The sequence below is a fragment of the Niabella sp. ZPM-14 genome, from assembly GCF_055693045.2.
On record NZ_CM181148.1, the window covers coordinates 2,503,485 to 2,527,992 of the forward strand.

Here is a 24,508-nt window from a genome sequence, read left to right on the forward strand (position 1 = left end):
TTCTATTCTGGATCTTTAAAGCCGTTGTTAATGTATTGTATGCTGTCCCTCAGATGAATGGTCTTAGCCAGCTTTCTCAATGCAGTATCATGATTTTTGACATACGGGTTGTCTGTATCCCAAACATACCCCGCCAGCACGGAGCAGATCATCCGCTTGATCTCAGCGTCCTGATCCTCAGCAAAAAAGATCGTATCCAATGTGCCTTCATACCAGGCCATCACATAACTGCGGAACGTGTTGACGCCCTGCATCATGATCTTCATGTATTCGTTGTCCCAATCTACGGCTTCGCCTTTTAATTTTTTTACCACGAGCTTGCCGGCCATTTGGCTGGATACGGTAGCCAGCGTAACACCTGAGGAAAACACCGGATCCAGAAATTCAGTCACATTGCCGGTCAATACAAAACCGTCTCCATAAAACTTGTCCGTTGTGGAAGACCACGACTGAAGCGTTCTTGGCTCAAAAACATATTCGGCATCCTTCATCCGCTCAGCAATATAAGGCTGCGAAGCGATCAGGGAACGCATGATCTCTTCCTGGGTTCCCTGGAACTGTTCAAAAAATCCGGGATCGGCCACAAAGCCGACGGAGGTAATGCCGGTAGAAAAAGGGATCACCCAGATCCACACCGCTTTTTCATGCACGATAATGGTGATACGGTCCGGTTCATCATCCATTGATCGTTTGGTGTCTACGACGTGCGTGAATACCGCTTTCCTTGCCGGAAGATTGGACGGGCGTTCCATGCCGAACAGCTTGGGAATGACGCGGCCATAACCACTGCCGTCAATGATGAAGCGGGCAAAAATTTCCCTGGTATTACCGTCCTTATCTTCGACGGTCGTCGTGGATGTACCATCCGGATGGAACACAATGCCGGTAACACCGGTTTCATATTCGACGGGCACGCCCTGGCTTTCAACCGTTTTAGCGAGCGTATGGTCAAAATCGGCACGCGGTACCTGCCAGGTCCAACCCCAGCCGTCGGTGAACTGGTCGTTGAAAAAATAGTTACAGATCTTCCCGTTTTTTTCAAACTTGGCGCCGTTCTTTTGCTGGTAGCCCCGGGCTTTGACGGCATCAAGAAACTTGGCCTCCTCAAGCGCTTCCATGCATCGGGGCAACAGGCTTTCGCCAATCACGAAACGCGGAAATTGCTGCTTCTCTACGATCTTCACTTTGTAACCAGCCTGGTTTACAATGGATGCAGCAACGGTACCCGCAGGTCCGGCGCCAATTACAAGGACATCTATTTTTTCGGCTTGCATAAAATGCGTGGGTTTAGTATTTAATGTTTATAGTACGGCTACGTTTATGGGTGGTTTATTTTCTTTTGCGGCATTTTAAAAGCGTGTGACTCAGTCCTATGCCATCAATCTGTTCCACGATATCGAAACCTGCTTTGTCAATGCATTTTTTAAACACCCGACTGTCATACATCTGGCTGTTACCGTTTGCTATCGCGGTAAAATAAATGGACAATTGCTGGATACAGAAAGCGGAGGTTTCAAAACGCTGTGTATCCCAGAAAGCTTCCAATATTAAAACTAAGCCATTCTCGTCAATGGCATCACCACATCTTTTCAAAATGGAAACGATCTCGTCTTCGGAAAAACAATCCAGGAACTGGCTCATCCAGATCGCATCAAACCCGCCACTATCGGGATCATCGGGCCGCGCGCGTGGAAAGGGCACACTTTCATCCAATATATTACACGGATAAAAAGATACCTTATCCGTCAGGCCCAGTTCAGCGATCCTCTGTCGCGCCATTTCGGCCTGTCCGGGAAGATCCATGATGGTCACATGAATATTTTCACTGTGAGTGGCTGAAGCAGATGCCCACTTACCCGTGTTGCCGCCGATATCGAGCAGATTCTTGATATTCTCGGCATACACTTGCCTGATCACTTCCGGAAAAGCGATATCTGAGAAGAAATGGTCATATTCAAACCAGCTTTTTTGTATGTGCGGCGGCAATTGGGAAAGCCCTTCATACACCGTATTCCAGTCGCCCAGCTCCCGCAAACCCGCCGGCTTCCCGGTTTCAATCGCTTCCTCCAGGTGGAAGATCCCCTTGTAACAAACGTCGTGGACAAAGTTCATGTTCACCTTAGTCAGAGGGTCATGAAGAATAAAATACCCGGTCTTCGTGATCGCGAATTTTTCATCTTCGGTATACTTGACAAGATGCATACCCAGACCGGCTTCCAATAACACACGAACGCCGTATTCACTTAGCTGTACTTTTTCACAAATTTCTTCAAGCGTAATACCAGCCGATTTAGCGGCCTCAACGGTCTCCAGGATACCCTTGTCCCGCAACACCTTGGCTACCTGGAACAGGATGGGCCCGTGGGCAATAATCTGCGCCATGTGCTTGGCTTCAATCGCGGTTTTTTGTTCCCGTTTGTAAAAGTCGATCATGTACGAATTATGTAGTTTTAGATGTATCTTTTTTGAAGCCGATCGAAGTCCTGTTTTTCCAGGCGTCTTCTTTTGCTTTTTTCTCCGCCTGGTCATCCAGCATATTTTCCAGCGCCTCATAGATCTGTCCAAGTTGTGCATCATGTATATCAATGCGCTGATGCAACTCGGATCGCACCTCTTCTAATCGCTGCATGACCCCTTTGTGGTCAAGCGACAATTGCTTTAAGGCAATGAAGGCACGGATGATATTGATATTCATATCGATCGCCTTATCAGAGTGAAGTACAGCGGCCAGCATCGCCACACCATGCTCGGTAAATGCAAAAGGCATGTATTTGGCGTGTTGACCTCTTCCCGATTTGTTTAAGGTCGCATTTTGCGTCCTTAAAGAATGATACTCCGATTTGGTAAGCTCAAACATGAAATCTCCGGGAAACCGGCTGATATTCCTGCGCACCGCCTCCTTTAAACGCTTCGTTTCAGTTTCATACAACACTGCTAAGTCAAAATCGAGCATCACACGAACACCGCGGATTTCATAAATCTTGTTTTGTATAACTGCTATACTCATTTGAAACAGTGTTGGAGTTGCTTGTATATTTTTCTTCAATGATTAAGCACCCCGTCTCCGACCTTAACGCTTCTCAAACACTACCGCCGCATTACAACCGCCGAAGCCGGAAGCCGTCTTCAAACAGGTCGTCATTGGCAGACGCTGCAAGGTACTGCAAACGTTTATATTTTCGGCAGTGCCTGCTTCTTCATATCCTTTTGTAGGGATCAGCATGTTTTCTTTTAAAGAATGGATACTGATCACACTTTCTACCAATCCGGCCGCGCCAAGCGTGTGCCCGAAATATCCTTTCAGGCTGTTAACCGGCACCGACTGCAAACCGGCCAGGTTCATCGCCTTGCTTTCCATGTCGTCATTGTAGCGGGTGGCCGTGCCATGAAGGGAGGCAAACGCGATCTGGTCTTTCGAAACCCCCGCTTCGCTCATCGCGCGGTCGATCGCCTGGAACAGTTCCTGCCCGGTCCGGGAAGGTCCTGAAATATGATTGGCATCATTGCTTACGGCACCACCGGTTAAAGCGACGATATCGCGTTCCGGCTTTTTGGTGGAAAGTATGATGGTAGCGGCTGCTTCACCGAGGTTGATCCCTTTTCTATGAGCGTCAAAAGGCCTGCAGGGCTCATCGCTTACCGCCTGGAAGGATTGAAAGCCTGATAATACGAAGCGGGTAATGATGTCGGCGCCCGCAATGATCATATGATCGTACAGGCCCGCCTGCAACATGCGTTTCGCCGTGATCAGCGCTACCAATCCGGAAATACATGCATGGGAAACAATGAGCGGACGCGCACGAAAGCCGAAATGGCCGGCTACTTTCTTGGCAGAAGAACCCAGGCTGATATCCTGTTTCAGCTCAGCCGAAATTTCATTCGTTTCAATCAGGCTGATGTTTCCTTTGGTGGAAGAGAGGATCAGGCCGGTCCGGCTGTCTTCCGGTTGGATGCTGGTTTGGCTGATCGCCTCTGTTATGGACAGCGCCAGCAATGTTTCAAACCGGGTGAAGCCGTCTATCTGGTGTTGTTGCCAAAAGCTTTCAGGAAAAAGCGAGCTGTAGAAGGCCTGGGCGCTTCTGTCACCTGCCTCATGCTGCCGGACGCCGGAGGCACCCTCTTTTAAAGCAGAGAAATTGTCGGCGGCCGTAGCCCCGAGCGGAGAAACGATATTATCAGCGATCACAAATATGCCTGTCCCGACTTTTTTCTCAACCTGTTGCAAGATGTTGCTTTTTCCACTCCAGAAAGAAAGGAGGATTGTTTAATAATAAAGTTTGAGCGTCCTTGTCTAAAAACACCTGTGTCGTCGTGCCGGTCGCCACCAGGCTCCGGTCTGACTTTTTGTACAGCTTGTAAGTAAAGATGATCTTTGCTGCCTCACAAGGATGATAGGTTGATTCTACAATGACACTATCTCCGAATTTAAGCGATTTTTTATAATTACATTCGGCATGAACGATCGGAACAACCACATTTTCATTAAAAAAATCCATATAGCCGATGCCATATTGTTTTCCGAATGCTTCTCTTCCGTCTTCGAAATAACGGATATAATGTCCGTGCCACACTATGCCCAGCGGATCGGCCTCATTGAAACGAATCAAAACTTCTATGGTATGGCTCAATGTGTTCATCTGTAAATATTTTAAGATCCTTACTAACCCGCCCGCCTGGCTATGTCCATCCCGCGTTACGGTTTCGATACCCACTCCTTATATTTCTTTTCTGCGATCTGATCAATGATTTTCTTTAATCCTCCGGCCCAATAGTTTCGAAAACTAAAAGCCATCCCTACTTCGCCTTCAAGGCGCTCGGTTAATAAGACCTTTTTTGATGGAATATCGAACAAAGTTACCCAAAGCGACAGCGCCTTTTTGTATTTGCTCATCCCATCCACTACAAACAATAAGCCGGTTCCTGACCTGTCTCCGCCATTGAACCCCTGGATCAATGACTGAATGTCTTTTTCTGACAAGTGGTGAAAATCTTCAGTATTTAAAGATATTATCTTATCCGGATCTATGCTTACATTTCGCTTTTCGACAAAGCTGAGATCACTTTCTAACCGTGTCCGGCGAAAGGCGCCCGCTACGTCATATTTTTTGGCTTCAGAAAGCATGAGGTTATTGATACCGGAGAACTGACGCGACACCATATCCTCGGTCTTCGCGTCGGGGTCTCCTATCAACCGGGCTTTAGTAAAGTCGATGCCATAATAAAATAAAGGAGCGTCAGCATTTTTTAAAACTTCGGACAACGATTGTGCGGAGAGTGACGCCTGAAGGACCAGGGCCATGAACAGCAGTGTAATTCTGGATAGCATGTGGAAGGGTTTTAATTAAGAAATAAAAATTTTCATTTCGCAGGAGGCTATGTACTCACTTCCTATAGATATAACACCTTCAATAATAGTTGCATTAAAGATCTGGTTCTTTACAGTGATCGCTGTGGTGAGCATTTCACCGGTCCTGGGAAGCCTGGTGATCTTTAAGTTTTGTACCGCCCCGATAAACCCTACAGGCACCGGCTGCTGCTGCTGCTGACAGATATATCCCATGCGGGCAGCGGCTGTTTGAGCCATATTCTCCACCAAAGCCGGCTCCAGCAGCTGGCCATCCTGGAAGAAAAAGTGATCTTCCCGGACCGTAAAATGCGTGGAAGCGCCTTGTTCATTACAGGTCTCAAGGGTATCGATCATGACAAACGGATCCCTTTGTGGAATGTAGGACAATATATTTTTTGTAATGCTCAATGGTCTGATTAAAGGCGTTAAAAATAAGAAAACTTCACGATTTTTTTTGGAAACGCCCCGGGGGTATCACATTTCTCTGTCATTGATTACAGGTCCCGTTGCCAACTTGTTTGGTGTGTTGAATACTCCCATCTATCCTACGGTTTTGCCCAGAAATCGTAATAGTTATACCATTGAGCCGGGTATTTCCGGACTTTTTCTTCCATACCTGCTCCAAAGGCAGCTAATACATCCTTTGGTGCGTATCCCTGTTCTTTAAAAATAATCCCCCGGGTCGCAAAAAAATGATAATGCAGGGCGGATTCTTTCATCGCGAAGACAAATGATACCGGCACGTTCAGCCTGGTGGCGAGCGCAAAAGGTCCTTGCGGGAATGTCGCCTCTCTTCCGAGAAATGGCACCGACAACGTTTTGTTGCCAGGCAGGAAGCGATCGGCGTGCATACACACCAATTCGTTATTGTTTAGCGCTTCCATGATCTCGTAAATATGCGATATGTCATTTTTGATGACGATGATATGAGCCTGCCTCTGACCGGCCGTATTTTCCAGGTATTGTTTCAATTGCTGATGCTCGCCATCAAACATGACGATGTTGATCTTCGTATCCAGGCGTTTCAGCAAGTGGCCCGCAATTTCCCAGTTGCCGATATGAGCGCTCAGCAGCAGGCCACCCTGGCCATTCCTGACCATGTCGCGGAGGTGCTGCTCGCCATCAAAGTCGAACGTAAAGTTGTTCCTGACGCCAGCGAGCATCACCAGGCGGTCAATGATCGCCTGACCAAACCAGTAGTAGTTGCGATAAAGTTTGATTAAAGAGACCACCCACGAAAAGCCGAGACGCTTCCTGAATAAATACCAGATGCTCCTGGACGAGCGCCAGCTGAACAAATAGTAATAAGCCGCTACGAAAACCAGCAACACATAAGCAGGCCACACTCCTCCTCTTTTCAGGATGGCGATAAAAATCCCGTACCCCGTTTTAGTGCCCTTTGATTTCCCATCCCAATCTGCCATGCTGCCTTTTTTGAACTGACAAAGTTATAGCTGTACTTACATACTTGCGTGAAACCAGATCGAAATACCCGCTATAGTGAGGCCACAATTTTTTCTTTCTTAAAATAACGTCCTGAGTGGTCCTTTGTGTAGTTTTGACAGGATCCTGAACGCCCGTGAAAACGTTCCGGATTGAATAAAGTTTTTACTAATGGAAGAGATCTTACAGCAGGTTATCTTGGATAATACGGTGCAGAGCTACCTGATCGTTGGCGTCATTATCCTTCTCGGCTTTTTGTTCAAGCGCTTTATAGCACACTATATCGCTGCCTTCTTTGCTATCTTGCTGAGAAGCCGCTACAAGGACCTGGACCCGTCTTACTTCACGAGGCTCGTGGCGAAACCATTGGGATTATTTATTGCTATTTTAATAACCGTGATAACCCTGGACCGTCTTCGTTTCCCGGAAGTGCTGGACATTACCATCTATAAACTGCGGCTGCAGGAATTATTACGCATGATCGGCTCTGCGCTGATCATCATCACCTTCTTTCGCTTCCTGATAAAATCGATGGACTTTGTTGTGCTGCTCATAAAAGATCGCTACATGCGCAATGGCGACCAGGGTAATCATCAGCTCGTGTTTTTCTTCAAGGATTTTATTAAAGTGCTCATCGGCATTGTAGGCGCCTTGCTCGTCCTGAAATATACTTTTAACTATGACATCAAAGGACTGGTAACCGGCCTGAGCATCGTGGGAGCCGCTATCGCGCTCGCGCTGAAAGAAAGCCTGGAAAACCTGATCGCCTCGTTCATCATTTTCTTTGATAAGCCTTTCGAAACAGGAGACGCGGTCAAAGTGAATAATTTCAGTGGCGTGGTGGAGCGGATCGGCTTGCGTAGCACGCGGATTCGTACCGATGCTAAAACCTATATCACTGTGCCGAACAAGCAAATGGTCGACAGTGTACTGGACAATCTCAGCAACCGCACCCAACGCAGAGGTGATATCCGGCTGGAAGTGGCCATTGACACGCCTCCCGCCAAAATCGACGAACTGCTGAGCGGTGTTAAAAACATTCTTGCCAAGCCTGAAATAGAGAACTATAATCTGTTCTTAACCGAATTAACGGCTAACGCTCTGATCATCACGGGAGACTATTACACCGAGCCGAAAGATATCCCGAGGTTTAACCAAGTGAAGCAACAAATCAACCTGGAAATCCTTCAATTGCTTGATAAGCTCGGCATCGTGGCCGCCGGCAAGGCTGCCAACATTACGATCATGAAAAAGGAAGACTAATTATAGCTTGCTCACAATACCCATGAGTTCTTCGTCGAACCGGCCGGAAGCGCCGTACTCCACAACGCGGCCCACCTCCTTACCGCTTTTAAGGATGATAATGGTTGGAACATGCAACACATTGAAGTTAGTGGCAAAATGGGCTGCATCTTTTTTCGTGCGATCAAGGGCAAACAGCGTGATCCGCTCTTTGGCAACGCCTGCCTGGTTCGCAATCTTATAGAACCTTGGGATGACATAATGCGAGTCCGGACACCAGGTACCAAAAAAGATCATGAAGGTGGCACTATCTTTCTTTTCGGTGAACGCTTTCACGACTGCGTCTGACGGCGTGTATACTTTTTCGTTGTCTATAAACCATTTGAAGGCGGTTGTATCAGCTTTTAAAACACTATCGGTGACAAAGCCTTTAAGCATTTTTCTGCCGGTCCGGTCTGTTGTTGTTTCAAAGCTTTGCGCCACGGCGTCCGCCTGTAGTGCTGCCAAAAATATCAGTGAAAATAAAAACTTCATTCGTTACCGTTTAATTAATATATCCTGAGCAAGAACGCTTGAAACCTGCACGGCAGCAGCCTTTAACTCAGGTGATGGTAAAAATAGTTGATTTGATGGAACAGCCGTCAGAGCCAACGCATAAACAACGAAATCGATGGCGCTGCTCAAACAAAATAACGGCCTAGAGCGTGGCCTTTAATTCCAGGAAAAATGACTTGATCTTTTCGAGGGATTGAATAGCCGTAAATTTTTCCTGGGCTTTCTTTTGATGTTTCAGATATTCCCTGGCACCTTCAATCGTGAACTTGCGCCGACGCAGCAGGTCGTAGATCAGGTAAAGATTCTTCACATCAACAGGACGGAAAAAGCGATCTCCTTTTCCGTTTTTCTTGGGCTTAAGAATATCAAATTCGCTTTCCCAGTACCGTATCAGTGAATGGTTCTCTCGGAACATCGTCGTCACGTCGCCCATGCTATAATATTGTTTCGAAAACAACACTTCATCATCCGGCATCTCCACCATACCCGCCGCAATGGAGTGCTCCTTTACAGACTTACGGCCGCGGGTATTACGCCTTTCCACCATTGTTTCTTCAGACGCATTTTCCGTAACCGGTTCTTCGGGTTCTTGTATGACTGCCTCTTGAACAGCAACAGCATCTTCAGCAGCCGCAACCGGTTGAGGCATTTCCGGCTCGGGATCAGGTGAATAATCTTCCAGACTGATTTCGGCCCCGGCGGTTTCAACCATCACCTCGCCCGAAGCAGGTGCTTCCTCTTGTAGGGGTTCGGCAGGCGCCGCAGCTTCCTTCTCTTCTTCCACTTCGATTTGAGCCGGAGGACGCAGCACGTGTTTCCGTGGTTTGGGTTGCGGATCGACCTTTTCGACCTCGTCGAAAAAGGAAAATGCTCCCTGTGATTGAGAATTGGTTTTAGCCATGGTACAAATCTACCAATATTACCATAATTCTTATTTACAAGAAAATGTTAATGAAGCGCTACTGCTCTCCGCCATCGAAAAAGGCCTTATAATCACGCATCGCCAGTCTTCTTCAATGCTTAATCAACCCTAAAAAGTACCTTGGGCATAATGTCTGAATCTGCGCGAAATGCAGGCCTGTAAAGAGCTTTTAGAAAATTTTAGCTATTTGAAAGAGGGATGAAGGAAATAAACTTGGTTTCATAGCGGCTCCTTCTATGCTTAACTTTGTGTAACAATAACACAAGCGGTTATTTTAGAGTGACAGAGAGAACAGCGGAGAGTGATACGAAATAGGTTTTTAAGTTTTTTTCATATGGCAAGCAATCGTTAGAGGTCAGTCCGTTTCCACGGAAGGACCTTTTTTGTTTTCGGTATGTTTGGAAAAAAATAAATCCGGGAAGAAACCCGGATCAACATTTTTAGGTAATTCAGGCAGCGCAATCGTTAGAGGCAATCAATTAGAGGTCACTTTTTTCAACACTCACCTACGTTTTAGACAAGTGCATCTTTATTTCAAATTTATGTTTGACATAAAGGTTCGCTAAGGTAGAACTAATTTTAATATCGATTAACTTTTTCTTAAAGTTTTTTTGAAAATCTGATAAAAAACCTCAAAAATTACTTGTTTTGAATCAACAATACGCTTCTGTCTGCCACCGTTGGACGTACGTATCGAAAAGCCGTGAAACGAAGCACTGATGAGGGTTTCAACGTTTTAGGGCCTATTTTGAGATGCAAAAATTAACATTAACTTATTACTGATATGTGGAGCGGGGGTGTATCTTTGTGTTCAGGAACGAAAGTTCTGAAGATATTAGAATATACATTTTTTTCATATGGCAAGCAATCGTTAGAGGTCAATCCGTTTCCACGGAAGGACCTTTTTCTTTTACAGACATTTGATGCTCCTTTAGCCAGTTGATAGCCTTGCTATTTTTGTATCATTTCCTAACACCAGTCAGCTATCATGATCTGAGCAAACTTTTTATCCGCTTCATTTGGGACATTTTCACAGTTGTTTTCGGCCTTGGAGATACGGCGACATTTCGCTATTAATTCAACCAAATCAATCAGTTATAAAATTTATCGGGGCCTGAAAAGAATATTTCCGCCGTTAAATTGGTTTCGTGAGCGCCCTTTTGCTCACTATCTTTGTGTAACAATAACACAAAGGGGTTGTTGGAAAGTGAGAAAGAAAAAGTGAAGAGTGAAGACAAAATAGATTTTTACGTTTTTTCATATGGCAAGCAATCGTTAGAGGTCAGTCCGTTTCCACGGAAGGACCTTTTTTCTTTTAGGGATGTTGAGCCTTGCTGTGATTGCTGAGGATTGCCAGATGTCGCGTCAACAGCGGACTACCACTTGATATTATTAATTATTAAGTTTCCAGAAACGGCCAAATACGCCGATATATTTTTCTGAGCTGGCGGCCGCCATCCGTTTTCCTTCAACCGCCATCGGGCTGAAATAGGTGACTGTGCCGTTAGAGTAGATGAGGTTGCTTTTATATTCAATGAGAGGTGGCGATTGGAGTTTAGTGGTAGCAGGTTGTAAAAATTGATAAAAATCAGCCTCCTTGGGATTCGTAAAAAACGCTACCAGGATGACTGCGATGATCAACAGCGATATTAATCGGCGAAATTTCATGTTTATCTTTTTATACAGGTCTATTGAGAATAAGCGGCACCTCCGGTTATGTCATAGTGTCCGGGCGGTTGAATCTCTCCCGCCCGGCAACCCGCATTATTTCTTTTACCGTATGGGTAAACGTTCTAACTAAACAAATACTCTACATCCTCTTTGGTAAGCGATTTGACAAAACCAGACTCATCCGATATCAGGTCCTTGGCCAATGCTCTTTTCTTTTCCTGCAGTTTCAGGATCTTGTCCTCAATTGTGTCCTTACAAATCATGCGGTAGGCAAAGATGTTCTTTGTCTGACCGATACGGTGGGTACGGTCGATCGCCTGTTGCTCCACCGCGGGGTTCCACCAGGGATCCACGATGTACACATAGTCGGCTGCAGTGAGGTTCAGACCAACGCCCCCCGCTTTCAGAGAAATCAGGAAGACGCGCACCTCATCATTGTTCTGGAAGTTCTGAATAGCTTTTTCCCGATCCGGAGCGGATGTGCTACCATCAAAATATTCGTATTTAACGCCTAATTCATCAAGCTTCTGGCGGATCAGCCCCAACATGCCGAGGAACTGGGAGAAAACCAGTGCCTTGTGGTCGCTCATATCTTCAGTGATCTCGCGCGCCAGCTCTTCAATTTTGATAGAATGATTTTCGAAAACGTCTTCTTCGTTGAGAATGGCCGGGGAGTCGCAGATCTGGCGCAGTTTCATTAACCCTTGCAGGATCGTCAGCTGAGATTTGCCCAGTCCCTGGTTGTCGATCGTTCCCAAAATTTTATCGCGGTAATCATTGCGATAAGCATCATAGATGCGGCGCTGTTCATCGCCCATTTCGCACCAAAGGATCATCTCTTGTTTTTCAGGCAGATCTTTTGCCACCTGCTCCTTGGTACGACGAAGAATAAAGGGATACAGGATCTTTCTCAAATGCTCCTTGCGATCGGCTTCGCCCAGTTTATCGATCGGTATGGCGAATTCCTGCCTGAAAAATTCTATGCTTCCCAGCATACCGGGATTCAGGAAGTTCATCTGCGCGTAAATATCAAATGTGTTGTTCTGAAGCGGCGTACCGCTCATACACAAGCGATGCTTGGCGTTGAGCAGTGAAGCGGCACGTGTTACTTTGCTCGCCGGGTTCTTGATAGCTTGGCTTTCATCCAGCACCAGGTAATCGAACTTGACGTTCAGGAATAATTTGATATCGCTCCTCAGCGTTCCGTAAGTGGTGATGGTGATATCGTACTTTAATATCTCTTCATAACTCCGCGTTCTTGTACTGCCATGATGGATATTATAAGTGATGCCCGGCGTGAACTTCTTGATCTCGTTTTCCCAGTTGTAGATCAGCGTGGTGGGACAAACCACTAATGCTTTCATCTGTGGGTTATTCGTTTTGTAATGCTGCAGGAAAGACAGGGCCTGAATGGTTTTACCCAAACCCATATCGTCTGCAAGAATACCGCCCCAGTTGATGTTCTGCAGGTAATTCAGCCATTGAAATCCTGCTACCTGGTAAGGACGCAGGATGGGCTGCAGATGCTCCGGCGCCGGAACTTCGTATATCTGTTCAAAATCTTTCAGGCGGCTGTATTTTTCCTCGAGCTCAAATTGAAGCTCTTCTTCGTTTTTGAGCTCAAACAGCTCATCAATCACGCTCTTATGGTATTGCGAAAGCTTCAGCTTGTTGCTGTTCCCCTCGCCTACTCGGAATAACAGCGCATATTTTTTAAGCCACTCATCGGGCAGAATACCCAGGGTCCCGTCATTCAGCTGCACATACTGTTGCTTGGCTGCCAGGGCCCGCTTCACTTCTGCGATCGACACTTTTTGTTCGCCGAACATGATATCGACCTTGGCATCGAACCAGTCGGTATTGCTGCTGATGAAGATCTTGGTTTGTGGCTTTGCTGTGTTGAAACGGAAGTTGCGCAAGGCCTCGTGTCCAAACACGGGCACCTGCATATCTTTCATGGCATCAACGAATAAGAAGAACCAGTTTTCCTTGAGGATTTCTGCGCCTTTGAGCGCGAGCGTACCGTCGTCTTCGTTGACAATAAAGTTGGAGTGAAGATTTTTAAGCCGTTGAATAAATGCCTCTTCCTTTTCTTTACTACGGTGGATCGCCAACACTTTTCCACCTTCAGGAATCAGCATTACATTTTTACCGGTTGCACTTGTTTCATGTCCTTTATAAGAAAAGACGGGCCGGAACACCAGGTAGTCGCCTTTTTCAGCCAGGAACAGTTTGACCTCGGGTTCGGCGCCTTTGATGGTTTGCAGCAACGAAGGGTCAAAATCAGTTTTATAATCCCTGGACAACGGCAGGATAAAATCATGTAATTGTATCGGCCACTCTTCGGGCGAGATTGCGATTCTACCGGTCTCTTTGAAACGCTGCACCAGGTTTACCGTATCAGCATCGGGCATCGCAAACAGTTGGTGATTGTATAAATAGATCAATGAGGTAGCCGCTTCGTTCTCTTCGATTCCATGTACCATTCCCCGCGTACGCACCAGGCATTCGCAGATAAAATGATCGTCTTCCTTATCGATGTAAAACTCGATGGAAACCGGCGTATCAATGGCATCAACATTCTGCAGATTCTGCGTGATGAACTTTTTTCCCGCAGGCAATATAAAGGCCAGGGGATTGTCGCCCGCATCGGCCAGTAATTTCTTGATCCGCGGAAGCAGGTATTCTGTAGCCAGCTTTTCTTCCTCTTCCGTCAGCTCTGCTGTAGGAACCGGCTCTTCCAATATTCCGGTAAATGGCGTATTCCGCGCGATGTATTTCCTCAGCTCTGAGTCCTGCAGCTTTCTAACATTGTTGAGCAAGGCTACGTCTTTCTCGTCGTAGTGGCTTACGTCTATGTATTTAGTTATATCGAGTAGTTCGACCTTTCCTGCAAATGCGTTTTGCTCTTCGTTGGCCTCTCCAATAACCGTGTCAATCGAAAAATAAGGGAAGGTCTTTTTGTTGAAGTTGAACACAAACCCGAGCCGCGTAGTAGACGCAGGGCTCGCTTCAACAGAGACATCAGCTTCGGCCACCACTTCCTGCTTTTGCTGGGCTGCAGCCGGCCGGGGCGTCAGCGCGCCAGGCGTATTCACGCGTTTGATGCTCGGATCTAAAACGCGCAGAAAAGGCTTTCCGTCTTTAAATACAAATTCAAATTTTCCTTTCAGATTGTCGGCAAGAGAATAACCATACGCTTCGAGCAACTTGTTCTTTTCTACATCGCGGTTGCGGATCGTGTCGAAGTAATCGGGACCATGCTGGCGAATCAGTTGCATGAACACAATCACCTTGGGCAGACACAATGGATACTCTGTGTCTTCGTAATCACAACTCGTGTCGAAACTCCTTTCGGCATTTTTCCTGATCACGACGGTATAGTCCTTATCCTGCAAGGTGAGCGTAGCTTTCACCGTCTCATCTTTGGCAGATACGATCTTGGCTTTTTTCTTTTGAAGAAATTTTTCGGCGTCATTAAAGCTTTCGGTACTGCAAAGAGATCTTAGCGACCGGAGGTCCAAATTACGCGGTTTTACTACGGTGTGGCGCTGGTCATAATATACTTCTTCATCACCCAGCTGTCCCTTATCGAGCAGTTCCTGCAGCTGGAAGAGCGATGCCACTTCATGTTTGCAGATGTCCCCCAGGTTGTATGGACAGGTGCACCTGAGCGCGATCTGCTTGGGATCGCTGTACTTTTGAATATAAACCTTATAAAAGCTGCTATACGTGTCGTCTTTCACACGGAACACAATATTCCCTGTGAGTTTATCAAATTCTACCAACTCTACAAAACCCAGGGCATGTGTTTTCTTCCCACGCCTGATCACTTCATCTGTTCCGTTGGTATAAACGTGCTTTAAAATATGTGGTAATGCCATAAATGCTTTCCCCTTTTTCTTTCCCCGAGTTCACCGGAAAAAATGGGCTTCAAGTTTTCTTAATTATCGTAAACTAAATCTTGTCTGTTTTTGCAAAGGACAATCGGCAAAAATAAAAGAAAGATTTCCGCTTTTCCGAATGTTTTGATGAATATTTTTCTTTCTATCCGAAGGTGAAAATAAAGTGGTACCTTTGTTGGCTTTTTTTTTATGAAAAAAGGGCGGGGATTACATCTTTAAGGAAAACAAATGATGATCAACACCCGTTTTGCAGCGGCTTCCGTTCTACTGATTTGTTGTATTTTCTTGTCGCGGATTTCATTGGCACAACAAGATAGCAGCATGGAGCGTTTCTCAAATATTATGGCGAGGAACTTCGATCCGCTGGCTTCCCATGAAATGATTCTACAATTTTTTCTCAATCATTATTGATTGCAAGGATTAACCAAAACCACGCCTGCGACAATTCAGATAGCGCGCCTGAGTGGCAACGGAATGAGCTTAAAAGATCATTGGCAGCAGGAAGTTGTCTTTATTCGACGACTATTCCCGGCGACATCAATATTCAGGACTTCTTATCTTCCCGATGATTATTAAAGCGGATAAGATCGAAAAAGCGATAGCACATCTTGATGTTTATCAATCTTACCTGCCCGTGTTTTCTAAAAATGGACAATTGTTAAGCGGACCCGTGACCTTCTTTCCACCACTGGTCATCTCCGTTTTTAAGGCCATTAAATGTTCCCGGTTGCCAGGCGGGTCTACGCTTTTACCAGCTTCCCCTCCTTATATAAAGCCAAAACGTTAGCTACATCTTCTGTCAGGCAAAATTCAATGTCATCAATGTAACCAAACCTGTTGACCAGGCGGTGATAGTGCGTCAGGTTTTCAGCAAATTGTAAAAGGTCTCCTTCGTGCTGCACATATAAATTCTCAGCCATAAAGGAGCTGTCACAATGAATGGTGAAGTGTTCTTTCACCCGGTTGATCACAGCGCCTGCAAATAAAGTATCTTCCATGTTAAAGCGGTCCTTCCACCCTGCACAGGCCAGTATCACATTTTTATTTTGCCTGATCAGGTAGTTGCAGATGGCCGTAAGATTGGGAAAAGAGCCCGTAACGATATCGTCAGCGCCGTTCACCAGCGCCATGTGCAGCAGCCTCGTGCCATTGGTTGTGGTGAGCACCAGTATCTTATCTTCAATAAAGTCTTTGGTGTATTCCAACGGTGAATTGCCATAACTTAAGCCTTCGGCCAGTTTGCCGTCGCGCTCGCCCGCGGCTATGCCGCCGACTTCCACACTGATCTCCACGGCTTTGGGCACCGCATCTACCGGGATCACACATTTTGCACCGTTGTATAAAGCCGACGCAATGGTGGATGTAGCACGGAACACATCGATAACAACAACAACAGTGTCTTTCACGTCGTACAAATGCAACAGGGCAGGCGACAAAGACGTGAAAAGAGTGGGTTTTTGAGACATTGTTTAAATAGCTGACAGATGAAAGATGACAGTTGGCAGAACTGTGCGAACAAAGTACGGTCGCGACAACACGTAATTCCTGATTCGCAATTTATAATTACGCTTTTTTACACAAACGGCATTTTTACTATTGTTGCCGCTAATTGCTTGTCGCGCACTTTGATAAAGATCGGGGCGCCTATACCGGCTTTTTCCTTTTTCACGTACCCCAGGCCGATAGCTTTTCCTAAAGTGGGTGATTGCGTGCCTGAAGTAACAACGCCGATGGCCTCCCCGGCAGCGTCAACAATTTCATAGCCCTGCCTGGGAATGCCTTTATCCGCCAGCTCGAAGCCCACCAGGCGCTTTTGTACGCCCTCGGCTTTTTGTTGCTGAAGGATGTCTTTTCCTATAAAATCTTTGGTGAATTTGGTTACCCAGCCCAGGCCGGCTTCAAGCGGCGTGGTGATATCGCTCAGGTCGTTTCCATAAAGGCAGTAACCCATTTCCAGACGCAAGGTATCCCTGGCGGCCAGTCCGATCGGCTTCAGCCCTTTGGGCGTTCCTTCCTGGAAAATGGCGTCCCAGATCTTATCTGCGGCGCCGTCCTTATCCTCAAAATAAATTTCTACGCCGCCCGCTCCGGTGTAACCTGTGGCGCTGACGAGCACGTTGTCGACACCTGCAAAAGTGCCTTTTTCGAAAGTATAATACTTCAGGTTGAGCAGATCAATGTCTGTGAGCGACTGCAAAATAGCCGTCGCCTGCGGGCCCTGGATGGCAAGCAGCGCAGTTTTGTCTGAAATGTTGTGCATCTCAACGGCTTCGCCTGCGCCTTCAGAAGGAAGTACGTTATGCTGGTAGATCCAGTTCCAGTCTTTTTCAATGTTGGCGGCGTTCACTACCAGCATGTATGTTTTATTTTCTTCGATACAATACACCAGCAAATCGTCCACGATACCTCCCTGTTCATTCGTCAGGGTGCTGTATTGCGCCTGCCCTTTTTTCAGCTTGGACGCATCGTTGGTCGTTACTTTTTGGATCAGCGCCAGCGCGTTATCCCCTTTTAAAATGAATTCGCCCATATGGCTTACGTCAAACACTCCGGCGGTTTTACGAACGGTATTGTGCTCTTCATTGATACCGATATAACTGATGGGCATATTGTATCCGGCAAATGCTGCCATTTTTGCGCCCAGCGCCAAGTGTTTTTGTGTAAAGGGGGTTTGTTTCATCCGTATTTTTTTATTTTTTGATAGCTCCTTTTTTGCGCGCCAAACGTACACAAAATTTTCCATCCGTCTTTTTTTTAGACCCGGGTAAAAGACCGTCGCTAGCCTGTTTTTTTGATCCGGGGAGAGGGCGGCTTTGTCTAAACGAAAAGTTGTGGCTGTATTTTATGAATATCTTTTGATACAATATCTGTCGGCTATTAAAAAAAGTCATTGTTATTGTGACCTATTTTTGGGTATTTTCGAAGAGGTTAAAAACTTACGAATGAAACCACTCGCCCTTTTTCTTTCATGCTCTTTATTGGTAACAAACGTGAACGCACAATTAAAAAACAGCAGTTGGCTCAGGCGGTTATTAACCAATGACGCTTCCCCGGCGTTGTCTCGTATTTTGTCGCAACCAGACAGTTTCAGATACCAGATTATTTACACTAAAATCGACCGGGATCGAAACAACCAGCCAAAACTTACGCATTATTATCTTAATGTGGACGAGGATCGCTATTTCTATCCGGCGTCTATGGTGAAACTGCCTACGGCTTTGGTGGCGCTGGAAAAGATCAACGCATTGCGGAGCAAAGGCATCGACAAATACACGGCGATGCTGACCGACAGCAGCTACGATGGCCAAACGGCTGTACGATCGGACCCTACGGCCTCCGACGGACTGCCTTCTATTCATCATTATATCAAGAAGATTTTCCTGGTGAGCGACAACGACGCTTATAACCGGCTGTACGAGTTTTGCGGTCAGCAATACCTGAATGAGACCCTGTGGAACAAAGGCTATTCAAACATGCGCATCACAAGGCGCTTCGTTAAAGCGACGCCGGAACAAAACCGGCATACAAACCGGATCCGGTTTGTGAAGGACGGACAAACGATATACACCCAGGCGCCGGCGGAAAGCTTCGCAAAATTTGATTTCAGTAAAAAGATCCTGCTGGGAAAGGCGCATCTCGACGGCGATGACCGCCTCGTGCCAGCGCCTTATGATTTCACAACACACAATAAGGCGACGTTGCCTGATCTTCAACAGATGATGCAATCGGTCTTGTTTCCTCAATCTGTGTCGCCTCAAAGAAGGTTTAACCTTACGGAGGATGATTATAAGATTTTATATCGATACATGTCTGAAAGGCCCTCTGAGAGCCGGTTTCCGAAATACGATACTGCTGAATTTTTTGACGGCTATACCAAATTTTTCCTTTTTAAAGACGGTAAGCGACCCATACCCCAACACCTTCGCAGCTTTAATAAAACAGGCTGGAGCCACGGGTTCCTGACAGATGTTTGCTATATCGTCGACTTTGAGCACAACGTTGAATTCATGCTGAGCGGCAGCATTTACGTCAATAGTGACGGCGTATTGAACGACGATAAATACGAGTATGTAGAAACAGGATACCCGTTCTTCCGGGAGGTGGGAGAAAAAATTTATGATTACGAACTGAAAAGAAAGCGGGCACATCAGCCGGACCTCAGCCAATGGAAACTGCAATACGACTAACGCTGATGCCGGATGAAATGTGCTTTTTTACTTTGGCCATAGCCTGAACCTGATCCCTTCTTCCATGCCGTTGGAAAACGGACCGGGAACAACTACTTTGCGAGGACGCTGAAAATAATCCTTGTCGATCGAGATGGGGCTTCCGTCAGGCTCCTCGTAAAACTGCTGAACCAGGTCTGTTTTACCCAGCACCCCGGTCGTGATGAGTTGTGCGCCATTTTCCCGAACGAAGTCTGAACCAAACGGAGGCACCGTCAAGGTCGCGGTCTCGCTGTCAAACGAAAGTTGTGGGTGGATCCCTTTCACGAAAACGTTTCCTTCGCGGATCATTTTAAAATCCGGCCCGTTGTAGGCCGAGAGGTCGGCGTTGATAAAAATATTATTTCGGAATTGCCAGTCGCCTTCTCCTGAAAAGGCCGCCAGCTTCATGTTTTTCGTGTCGTGTGGCTCAAAATAAGGCGTTTCTCTTTTATCGTGCAACCGGCCCTGCACCCTGCCGGCAATCAGGTTATGAACAAAGGCGGCGCCATGCGACCAGTTATCAATAGCCACTTTACCGAGCAAAACATTATTGTCCACGAGAAACGGACCGTGGTTTACTTCGAAATACAGGTCACGGTCGTTATCATGCAGCAGGTTGGCAGAAACCCGGGTACCTTGCGTCATCCAGTCGAGCCAGATGCCTAATACCGAATGGTGGATGTAATTGTTCCGGATCCGGGCGTCGATTGCTCCATGAAATTTTATGGCAGACATCTCAAAACCGCTAAACAAGCGGTCCCGGTGAATATGGTGAATGTGATTGTTTTCAATGGTGCTGTAGGCCGCTCCCAGGCTTCCTACTATTCCGGCCTGTTCGCAGTAGGACACCTCATTGTTCCGCACGATGTGATGGCCGATCTGCTCCCGGTTCCAGCCGGCTTTCAACGCGCGCTTTACTGTTTCGACATATCCTTCGGCAGCATCTTCGGATTGGTTGTCATACGCGTCGCCATATTTTCCCAGCGTAATGCCGGTGCAACGCGAATAGGTTACATGGTTGTTTTCAATGATCCAGCCCTTGCTCCAGTTGGTACCGATCGCTCCCTTTTGCTCCGCAGTGGGCGGCGCCCAGTTGGTGGCCGCGTGACTGACCGAAAAGCCATTGATCGTGATATAATTGATCCCTGTTTTTTCAGGATAAAAGACGGTTTGCCTGACGTTGATCTCTGTCAGGTTTTCATTTGGATCGTAACCGGGGAACTGGGCCCATATGTAGGTATTTGCTTCGTCTACAAACCCGAACCAAAGCGGATGCCTTCCGACAGGTTTAAACACCTCTTCCAGGCGAGCGGCCTCCAACAACCAGTGACCTTCGCGATAAACAGCGCCCGTGTGGTGAAACCGGTTCAGGGTGTGAAACCAATCCCCGGCAATGCGGTCGTTGTAAGGATTGAATGTGCCAAAATAGGAATTAGGTAAAGTAACCTTCCACACATCACCCTTGATTCTTGCCCAGTTGCTGATCTGCTCCGAACCTTTGATCTCCACTTTTCCATCACCGGCGGCGCGGTAAGTGATCCGCTTGTCATTGGACGATCCGCCACGAGGCGGATGAATCGATTCACGATAGGTTCCGGCGTGAACCAGGACTTCATCGCCAGGCATAGCCCGCTTCGCCGCCTCTGAAATGGTCCGCAACGGCATTGCTTCCGATCCGGAATGCTGGTCACTCCCGTTGGGCGATACGTGGAAGATTTGTTGCGCAGCGGCAACAGTTGTACAATACAGTAAAACAGCAGTTAATAGTCCTCTAACCATATTCTTAAAATGATGTGATCAGGCAGTTTTCAGTCGTTCTTAGTTTTGGCTGGAATATGATCCAGTGCCTTTATGACACAATATAAAAATATTATATAATGAAATGGTCTAAACTTATTCCAAAAAATACATAGAAGTTCAGTTTTAACATCCGAACAACAGATCTTTTCGGAATAAAAGAAACGATCGAAAACCGGTCTATGGGTTTCTGTGTATCCGCCGCGCGATCGCGAATGAAAAGAAAGTGTACGTCCCTCCTGTCTTCCACTATGTAATTCTTCGGAAAACGACATGAAGGCGACGGGATGGTTTTGCTAAACAAAATTTGATGTTCTCCTGTTAAAGATTTGCAGCTTTTGTCATTGCAGATTGATTCGTATCATTTTTGCAGACATTGATAGCCAATTAACAACATTAGAGCGCTATGCTCTCAGGCTTTTATCTTTTTGACGTATTTTTGACGCATGAAATTTGAAAAAATTCATAACAAGGGACAAGCAAGGCTCTTTAAGAATGATTACCTGGAAATGCTTACGAAAACGCACCCTCTCGTGATTTGGGGCATTTATATTCCTATCATTTCCTATCTCCTATATTATAGCGCTACAACGCTGCACTTTTCGGTGGCCTATGTGTTCCTGATCTTTTTTTGTGGGATGTTTTTCTGGTCGTTCTTCGAATACATTGCCCACCGCTTCATTTTCCATTGGGTGAGCGATAATCCTACAGCTAAAAAGATCGCTTACGTGATGCACGGCAATCACCACCATTATCCCCGCGACAGGCAGCGTCTTTTCATGCCCCCTGTTCCCAGTATCATCATTGCATCGGTATTGTTCAGCTTATTTTACCTTTTGCTGGGCCATCATGCATTTATGTTCTTTCCTGGCTTCATGCTTGGCTACCTGATGTATGGTACGATGCATTATGCTATCCACGCCTGGAACCCTCCATTTAAATGGATGAAAGGCTTGTGGAGAAACCATCACCTCCATCATTATAAAGATGAGCACAAGGGATTTGGTGTGAGCAGCACGATCTGGGACCATGTATTTGGAACCATGTTCGATCTGAAAAAAGAAAAAGAGGATAAAGAGAAGGTGAAGGAGCTAATGTTCGGGAAGAAATAGCAAATCCATTCCATTTTTTAAATCTTCAGGTAAGCGTAGCACCAGTGTTTTCAGCCCGCTTGAATCCTTAGCAGAAGTGGCGCGGGTTATTGGTCAGACCGGGGACGTCCGCCTGATCCGATCTTTCGGGCAGGGTCAGACCAGGTAATTAAAACTTTTCCACCACTCCCAGTCCGAATAAAGCAAAATCATACTTCACCGGATCGTCCGGATCGAGTTCCTTCAGGTGCTGTGTCAATTCGAGCGCGGCGAGCCAGTCGCTGTTGGGCCGCTGCAGTAGCCCGAGGTGTTTAGCGACCCGGCCGACATGCAGGTCTAAAGGGCAAATCAGCTGCGAGGGTTGTATCTTAGTCCATAAGCCAAAGTCCACTCCTTTCCGGCTGCTCCTGACCATCCATCGCAGGAACATATTCAGCCGCTTACAGGCTGATTTTTTGTAAGGACTTGCTATGTGCTTTTGCGTCCGCCGTGGATAATCGGGGAAAGTGTCTTCGTTGAAAAAGGTGTTATAAAAACCGATCAACGCCGGCTCAATGTCACGGCTGTCCCGTGGCAGGTGCTTCGAAAAAGCCGTTTCCAGCGACGTTTCTCCTTGCTGCCGGTAATGGTATTTTAAAAAGTCAAAAAAGTGGAACAGGTCCGTTGCGTTGAATGTCCGGTGTTTGAACCCCAGAAAGGGCTTTAGATCCTCTTCGGTAAAATTCAGTATGAAATCATAAGGGGCGTCGTCCATCCAGCCGAGCAGGCGTGTGCAGGAATTGATGATACTTTTACGGTTGCCCCAGGCCAGGATGGCCGCAAAAAAACCCGCGATCTCAATATCCTGCTTTTTGCTAAACCGATGCGGAATGCAAATGGGATCGTCCTTTATAAAGCCAGGCTGCTCATATTGCCGCGCCTTTTTATCTAAAAACTCTTTAAGACCTTCTTTCATCGGAGCTTTGCTCATCTTTTCTTAACTGGAATATCATAATGCTATTGCAACTGCTGTAACAGGGTTTCAAAAGCCGGGCCTTTTACAAAAGCATAGGTTTTCTTATTGATGTGATAGTATTGAAGCTGGTCCTTTTCGACCAGTGCTGTCAGGTCTGTTCTGGCCGTCTCTTTTGATACGCCGTAAACGGAGCGCAGCTCGCGGATGGTGACTACCTTGGCCGGGTCTTCTTTGAGCCAATGGATCACGGCTGTCTGGCGCTCGTTGAAGCCGGGGAGCTTCACAGCTGCTTTTTCTCCCTTTTCCCGGGAGATCCGGTGCACCAAATCCTTTAGCGATTTGTAAGCCATCTGCACGCATTGCACATAAAATTGGATGAAGTAGCCGATGTTATTATCGTCTGTCTGGGATTGAACGATCGCCTTGTGATAAGGAAGTTTGAATTTAGACACTACGTTCGATACCGACAGGAATTCTGCCACCCAGTAGTCTCTTTTCAGCAGGTACATCTGCGCAAGCAGCCGTCCCAGGCGGCCGTTACCATCCCTGAAAGGCCGGATATAGACGACCAGGTAGTGAATGATCGCAGCCTTTACGAGCGGGTGAATGAAAAACGGCTCGGTGTCGTTATTGTAAAGATGGAGGATCACCGGCACCAGCGCTCCCAATTCGCTGGCGTCCTGCGGCTTGTAGTTGGACGTGTTATCGATGGAGGAAGTGTCCACTTTATTGTTCGTGCGATAGTTGCCCACCCCCTTCAGCTTGATTGTATCTCTTGTAAGCAACTGGTGCAGCTGGAGTAACGAGGACTCCGTGAGGGGTTCTGTTGCTTTGGCGTACCCCGTTTGCAGCGCCTTGAAAATATTCATACAGATCTGCTCGTTCACATTTTCAGGAACCCTTTTTTTGAGCAGCATTTCTTTCGCGGCTTTTTTGCTCACTGCGGCACCAGCCAGCTGTGCAGAAGTGATGCTTTCATCCAGCAGCGCGCCGGTTTTATGCCTGTGGGTATGTTTGTTTTCCAGCAGCGCCTGCAGGTCGCGCCCGCCGGCCAAACCGATATCCAACCGGTGCAGCTGGGCTTCTAGGGCGTTGCTGATCCACCAGCTCAGCCGAATATTTTTGCTGTTCAGACTACGGGTGTATCCCTGCTGTCTTTCGTTGATGGTACGCTGCCAGATCTCGTCGCGATTACCATCAACCGGCAATTGCATATCGCGGAATTTCTCGCGATGAACATAATTATTATTAAGGTTCTGGATCAGTTGTCTTAATGGATCTTCCTGTATTGTTTTGGTGGCCGCTCCTTCCATTGGTGTTAAAATTGGCAAAAAAGGTCAAATTTAGTTGATTTGATTCATTTTCTGAACTG

The 24,508-nt window shown here is 46.7% G+C and carries 20 protein-coding genes; 3 read left to right on the top strand and 17 right to left on the bottom strand.

Annotated elements, in window-relative coordinates:
- Positions 1-2: 2 nt before the first annotated feature.
- The 8 genes from ACU37H_RS10545 to ACU37H_RS10580 form a co-directional block, all read right to left on the bottom strand.
- Complete coding sequence (locus ACU37H_RS10545; protein ID WP_472701552.1) at positions 3-1,274, bottom strand: NAD(P)/FAD-dependent oxidoreductase; 1,272 nt, start codon at positions 1,272-1,274, stop codon at positions 3-5.
- A gap of 55 nt (positions 1,275-1,329) precedes the next feature.
- The gene (locus ACU37H_RS10550; RefSeq protein WP_472701551.1) at positions 1,330-2,433 is read right to left on the bottom strand and encodes a methyltransferase; all 1,104 of its coding nucleotides are present in this window, start codon (positions 2,431-2,433) and stop codon (positions 1,330-1,332) included.
- Positions 2,434-2,440: 7 nt separating this feature from the next.
- Positions 2,441-3,007 (bottom strand): ORF6N domain-containing protein, encoded by a 567-nt coding sequence (locus ACU37H_RS10555; RefSeq protein WP_472701550.1) that lies wholly within the window; start codon positions 3,005-3,007, stop codon positions 2,441-2,443.
- 63 nt (positions 3,008-3,070) lie between these two features.
- Positions 3,071-4,225: a beta-ketoacyl synthase N-terminal-like domain-containing protein gene (locus tag ACU37H_RS10560; protein WP_472701549.1), complete on the bottom strand. Its 1,155-nt coding sequence runs from the start codon at positions 4,223-4,225 to the stop codon at positions 3,071-3,073.
- Positions 4,212-4,712, bottom strand: a complete 501-nt coding sequence (locus tag ACU37H_RS10565) for an acyl-CoA thioesterase (RefSeq protein WP_494407539.1) — start codon at positions 4,710-4,712, stop codon at positions 4,212-4,214. Before ACU37H_RS10565 ends, ACU37H_RS10560 begins: the two co-directional genes overlap by 14 nt.
- Positions 4,694-5,326: a hypothetical protein gene (locus tag ACU37H_RS10570; RefSeq protein ID WP_472701547.1), complete on the bottom strand. Its 633-nt coding sequence runs from the start codon at positions 5,324-5,326 to the stop codon at positions 4,694-4,696. The genes ACU37H_RS10565 and ACU37H_RS10570 overlap by 19 nt, the downstream gene beginning before the upstream one ends.
- A gap of 15 nt (positions 5,327-5,341) precedes the next feature.
- Positions 5,342-5,755, bottom strand: a complete 414-nt coding sequence (locus ACU37H_RS10575) for a hotdog family protein (protein WP_472701546.1) — start codon at positions 5,753-5,755, stop codon at positions 5,342-5,344.
- A gap of 137 nt (positions 5,756-5,892) precedes the next feature.
- A complete protein-coding gene (locus tag ACU37H_RS10580; RefSeq protein ID WP_472701545.1) occupies positions 5,893-6,771 on the bottom strand; it encodes a lysophospholipid acyltransferase family protein in 879 nt (292 codons plus the stop codon).
- A 190-nt stretch (positions 6,772-6,961) separates the two neighbouring features.
- On the opposite strand from ACU37H_RS10580, the gene ACU37H_RS10585 reads away from it, so the two are divergent.
- The gene (locus ACU37H_RS10585) at positions 6,962-8,053 is read left to right on the top strand and encodes a mechanosensitive ion channel family protein (protein WP_472701544.1); all 1,092 of its coding nucleotides are present in this window, start codon (positions 6,962-6,964) and stop codon (positions 8,051-8,053) included.
- Here the strand turns inward: ACU37H_RS10585 and ACU37H_RS10590 are convergent, their stop codons facing one another.
- The 6 genes from ACU37H_RS10590 to gcvT form a co-directional block, all read right to left on the bottom strand.
- A complete protein-coding gene (locus ACU37H_RS10590; protein ID WP_472701543.1) occupies positions 8,054-8,566 on the bottom strand; it encodes a thioredoxin family protein in 513 nt (170 codons plus the stop codon).
- A gap of 163 nt (positions 8,567-8,729) precedes the next feature.
- On the bottom strand, positions 8,730-9,488 hold the full coding sequence (locus ACU37H_RS10595) for a MerR family transcriptional regulator (RefSeq protein WP_472701542.1): 759 nt from the start codon (positions 9,486-9,488) through the stop codon (positions 8,730-8,732).
- A 1,413-nt stretch (positions 9,489-10,901) separates the two neighbouring features.
- Entirely contained in the window at positions 10,902-11,177 is a 276-nt protein-coding gene (locus tag ACU37H_RS10600) for a hypothetical protein (RefSeq protein WP_472701541.1), read from the bottom strand.
- Positions 11,178-11,302: 125 nt separating this feature from the next.
- Complete coding sequence (locus ACU37H_RS10605) at positions 11,303-15,064, bottom strand: DEAD/DEAH box helicase (protein WP_472701540.1); 3,762 nt, start codon at positions 15,062-15,064, stop codon at positions 11,303-11,305.
- Between the two features lie 761 nt (positions 15,065-15,825).
- Positions 15,826-16,551, bottom strand: coding sequence for a 2-phosphosulfolactate phosphatase (locus ACU37H_RS10610; protein WP_472701539.1), 726 nt, complete (start codon positions 16,549-16,551; stop codon positions 15,826-15,828).
- Positions 16,552-16,658: 107 nt separating this feature from the next.
- Complete coding sequence (gcvT, locus tag ACU37H_RS10615) at positions 16,659-17,765, bottom strand: glycine cleavage system aminomethyltransferase GcvT (RefSeq protein ID WP_472701538.1); 1,107 nt, start codon at positions 17,763-17,765, stop codon at positions 16,659-16,661.
- Between the two features lie 262 nt (positions 17,766-18,027).
- On the opposite strand from gcvT, the gene ACU37H_RS10620 reads away from it, so the two are divergent.
- Positions 18,028-19,272: a serine hydrolase gene (locus ACU37H_RS10620; protein WP_472701537.1), complete on the top strand. Its 1,245-nt coding sequence runs from the start codon at positions 18,028-18,030 to the stop codon at positions 19,270-19,272.
- Between the two features lie 27 nt (positions 19,273-19,299).
- On the opposite strand, the gene ACU37H_RS10625 is transcribed toward ACU37H_RS10620, so the two are convergent.
- Complete coding sequence (locus tag ACU37H_RS10625; protein ID WP_472701536.1) at positions 19,300-21,072, bottom strand: right-handed parallel beta-helix repeat-containing protein; 1,773 nt, start codon at positions 21,070-21,072, stop codon at positions 19,300-19,302.
- A gap of 464 nt (positions 21,073-21,536) precedes the next feature.
- On the opposite strand from ACU37H_RS10625, the gene ACU37H_RS10630 reads away from it, so the two are divergent.
- Complete coding sequence (locus ACU37H_RS10630; RefSeq protein ID WP_472701535.1) at positions 21,537-22,202, top strand: sterol desaturase family protein; 666 nt, start codon at positions 21,537-21,539, stop codon at positions 22,200-22,202.
- Between the two features lie 148 nt (positions 22,203-22,350).
- Here the strand turns inward: ACU37H_RS10630 and ACU37H_RS10635 are convergent, their stop codons facing one another.
- Both ACU37H_RS10635 and ACU37H_RS10640 read right to left on the bottom strand, forming a co-directional pair.
- Complete coding sequence (locus ACU37H_RS10635) at positions 22,351-23,151, bottom strand: TIGR02757 family protein (protein WP_472701534.1); 801 nt, start codon at positions 23,149-23,151, stop codon at positions 22,351-22,353.
- Positions 23,152-23,177: 26 nt separating this feature from the next.
- Positions 23,178-24,467 (bottom strand): Fic family protein, encoded by a 1,290-nt coding sequence (locus ACU37H_RS10640; protein WP_472701533.1) that lies wholly within the window; start codon positions 24,465-24,467, stop codon positions 23,178-23,180.
- Positions 24,468-24,508: the final 41 nt, after the last annotated feature.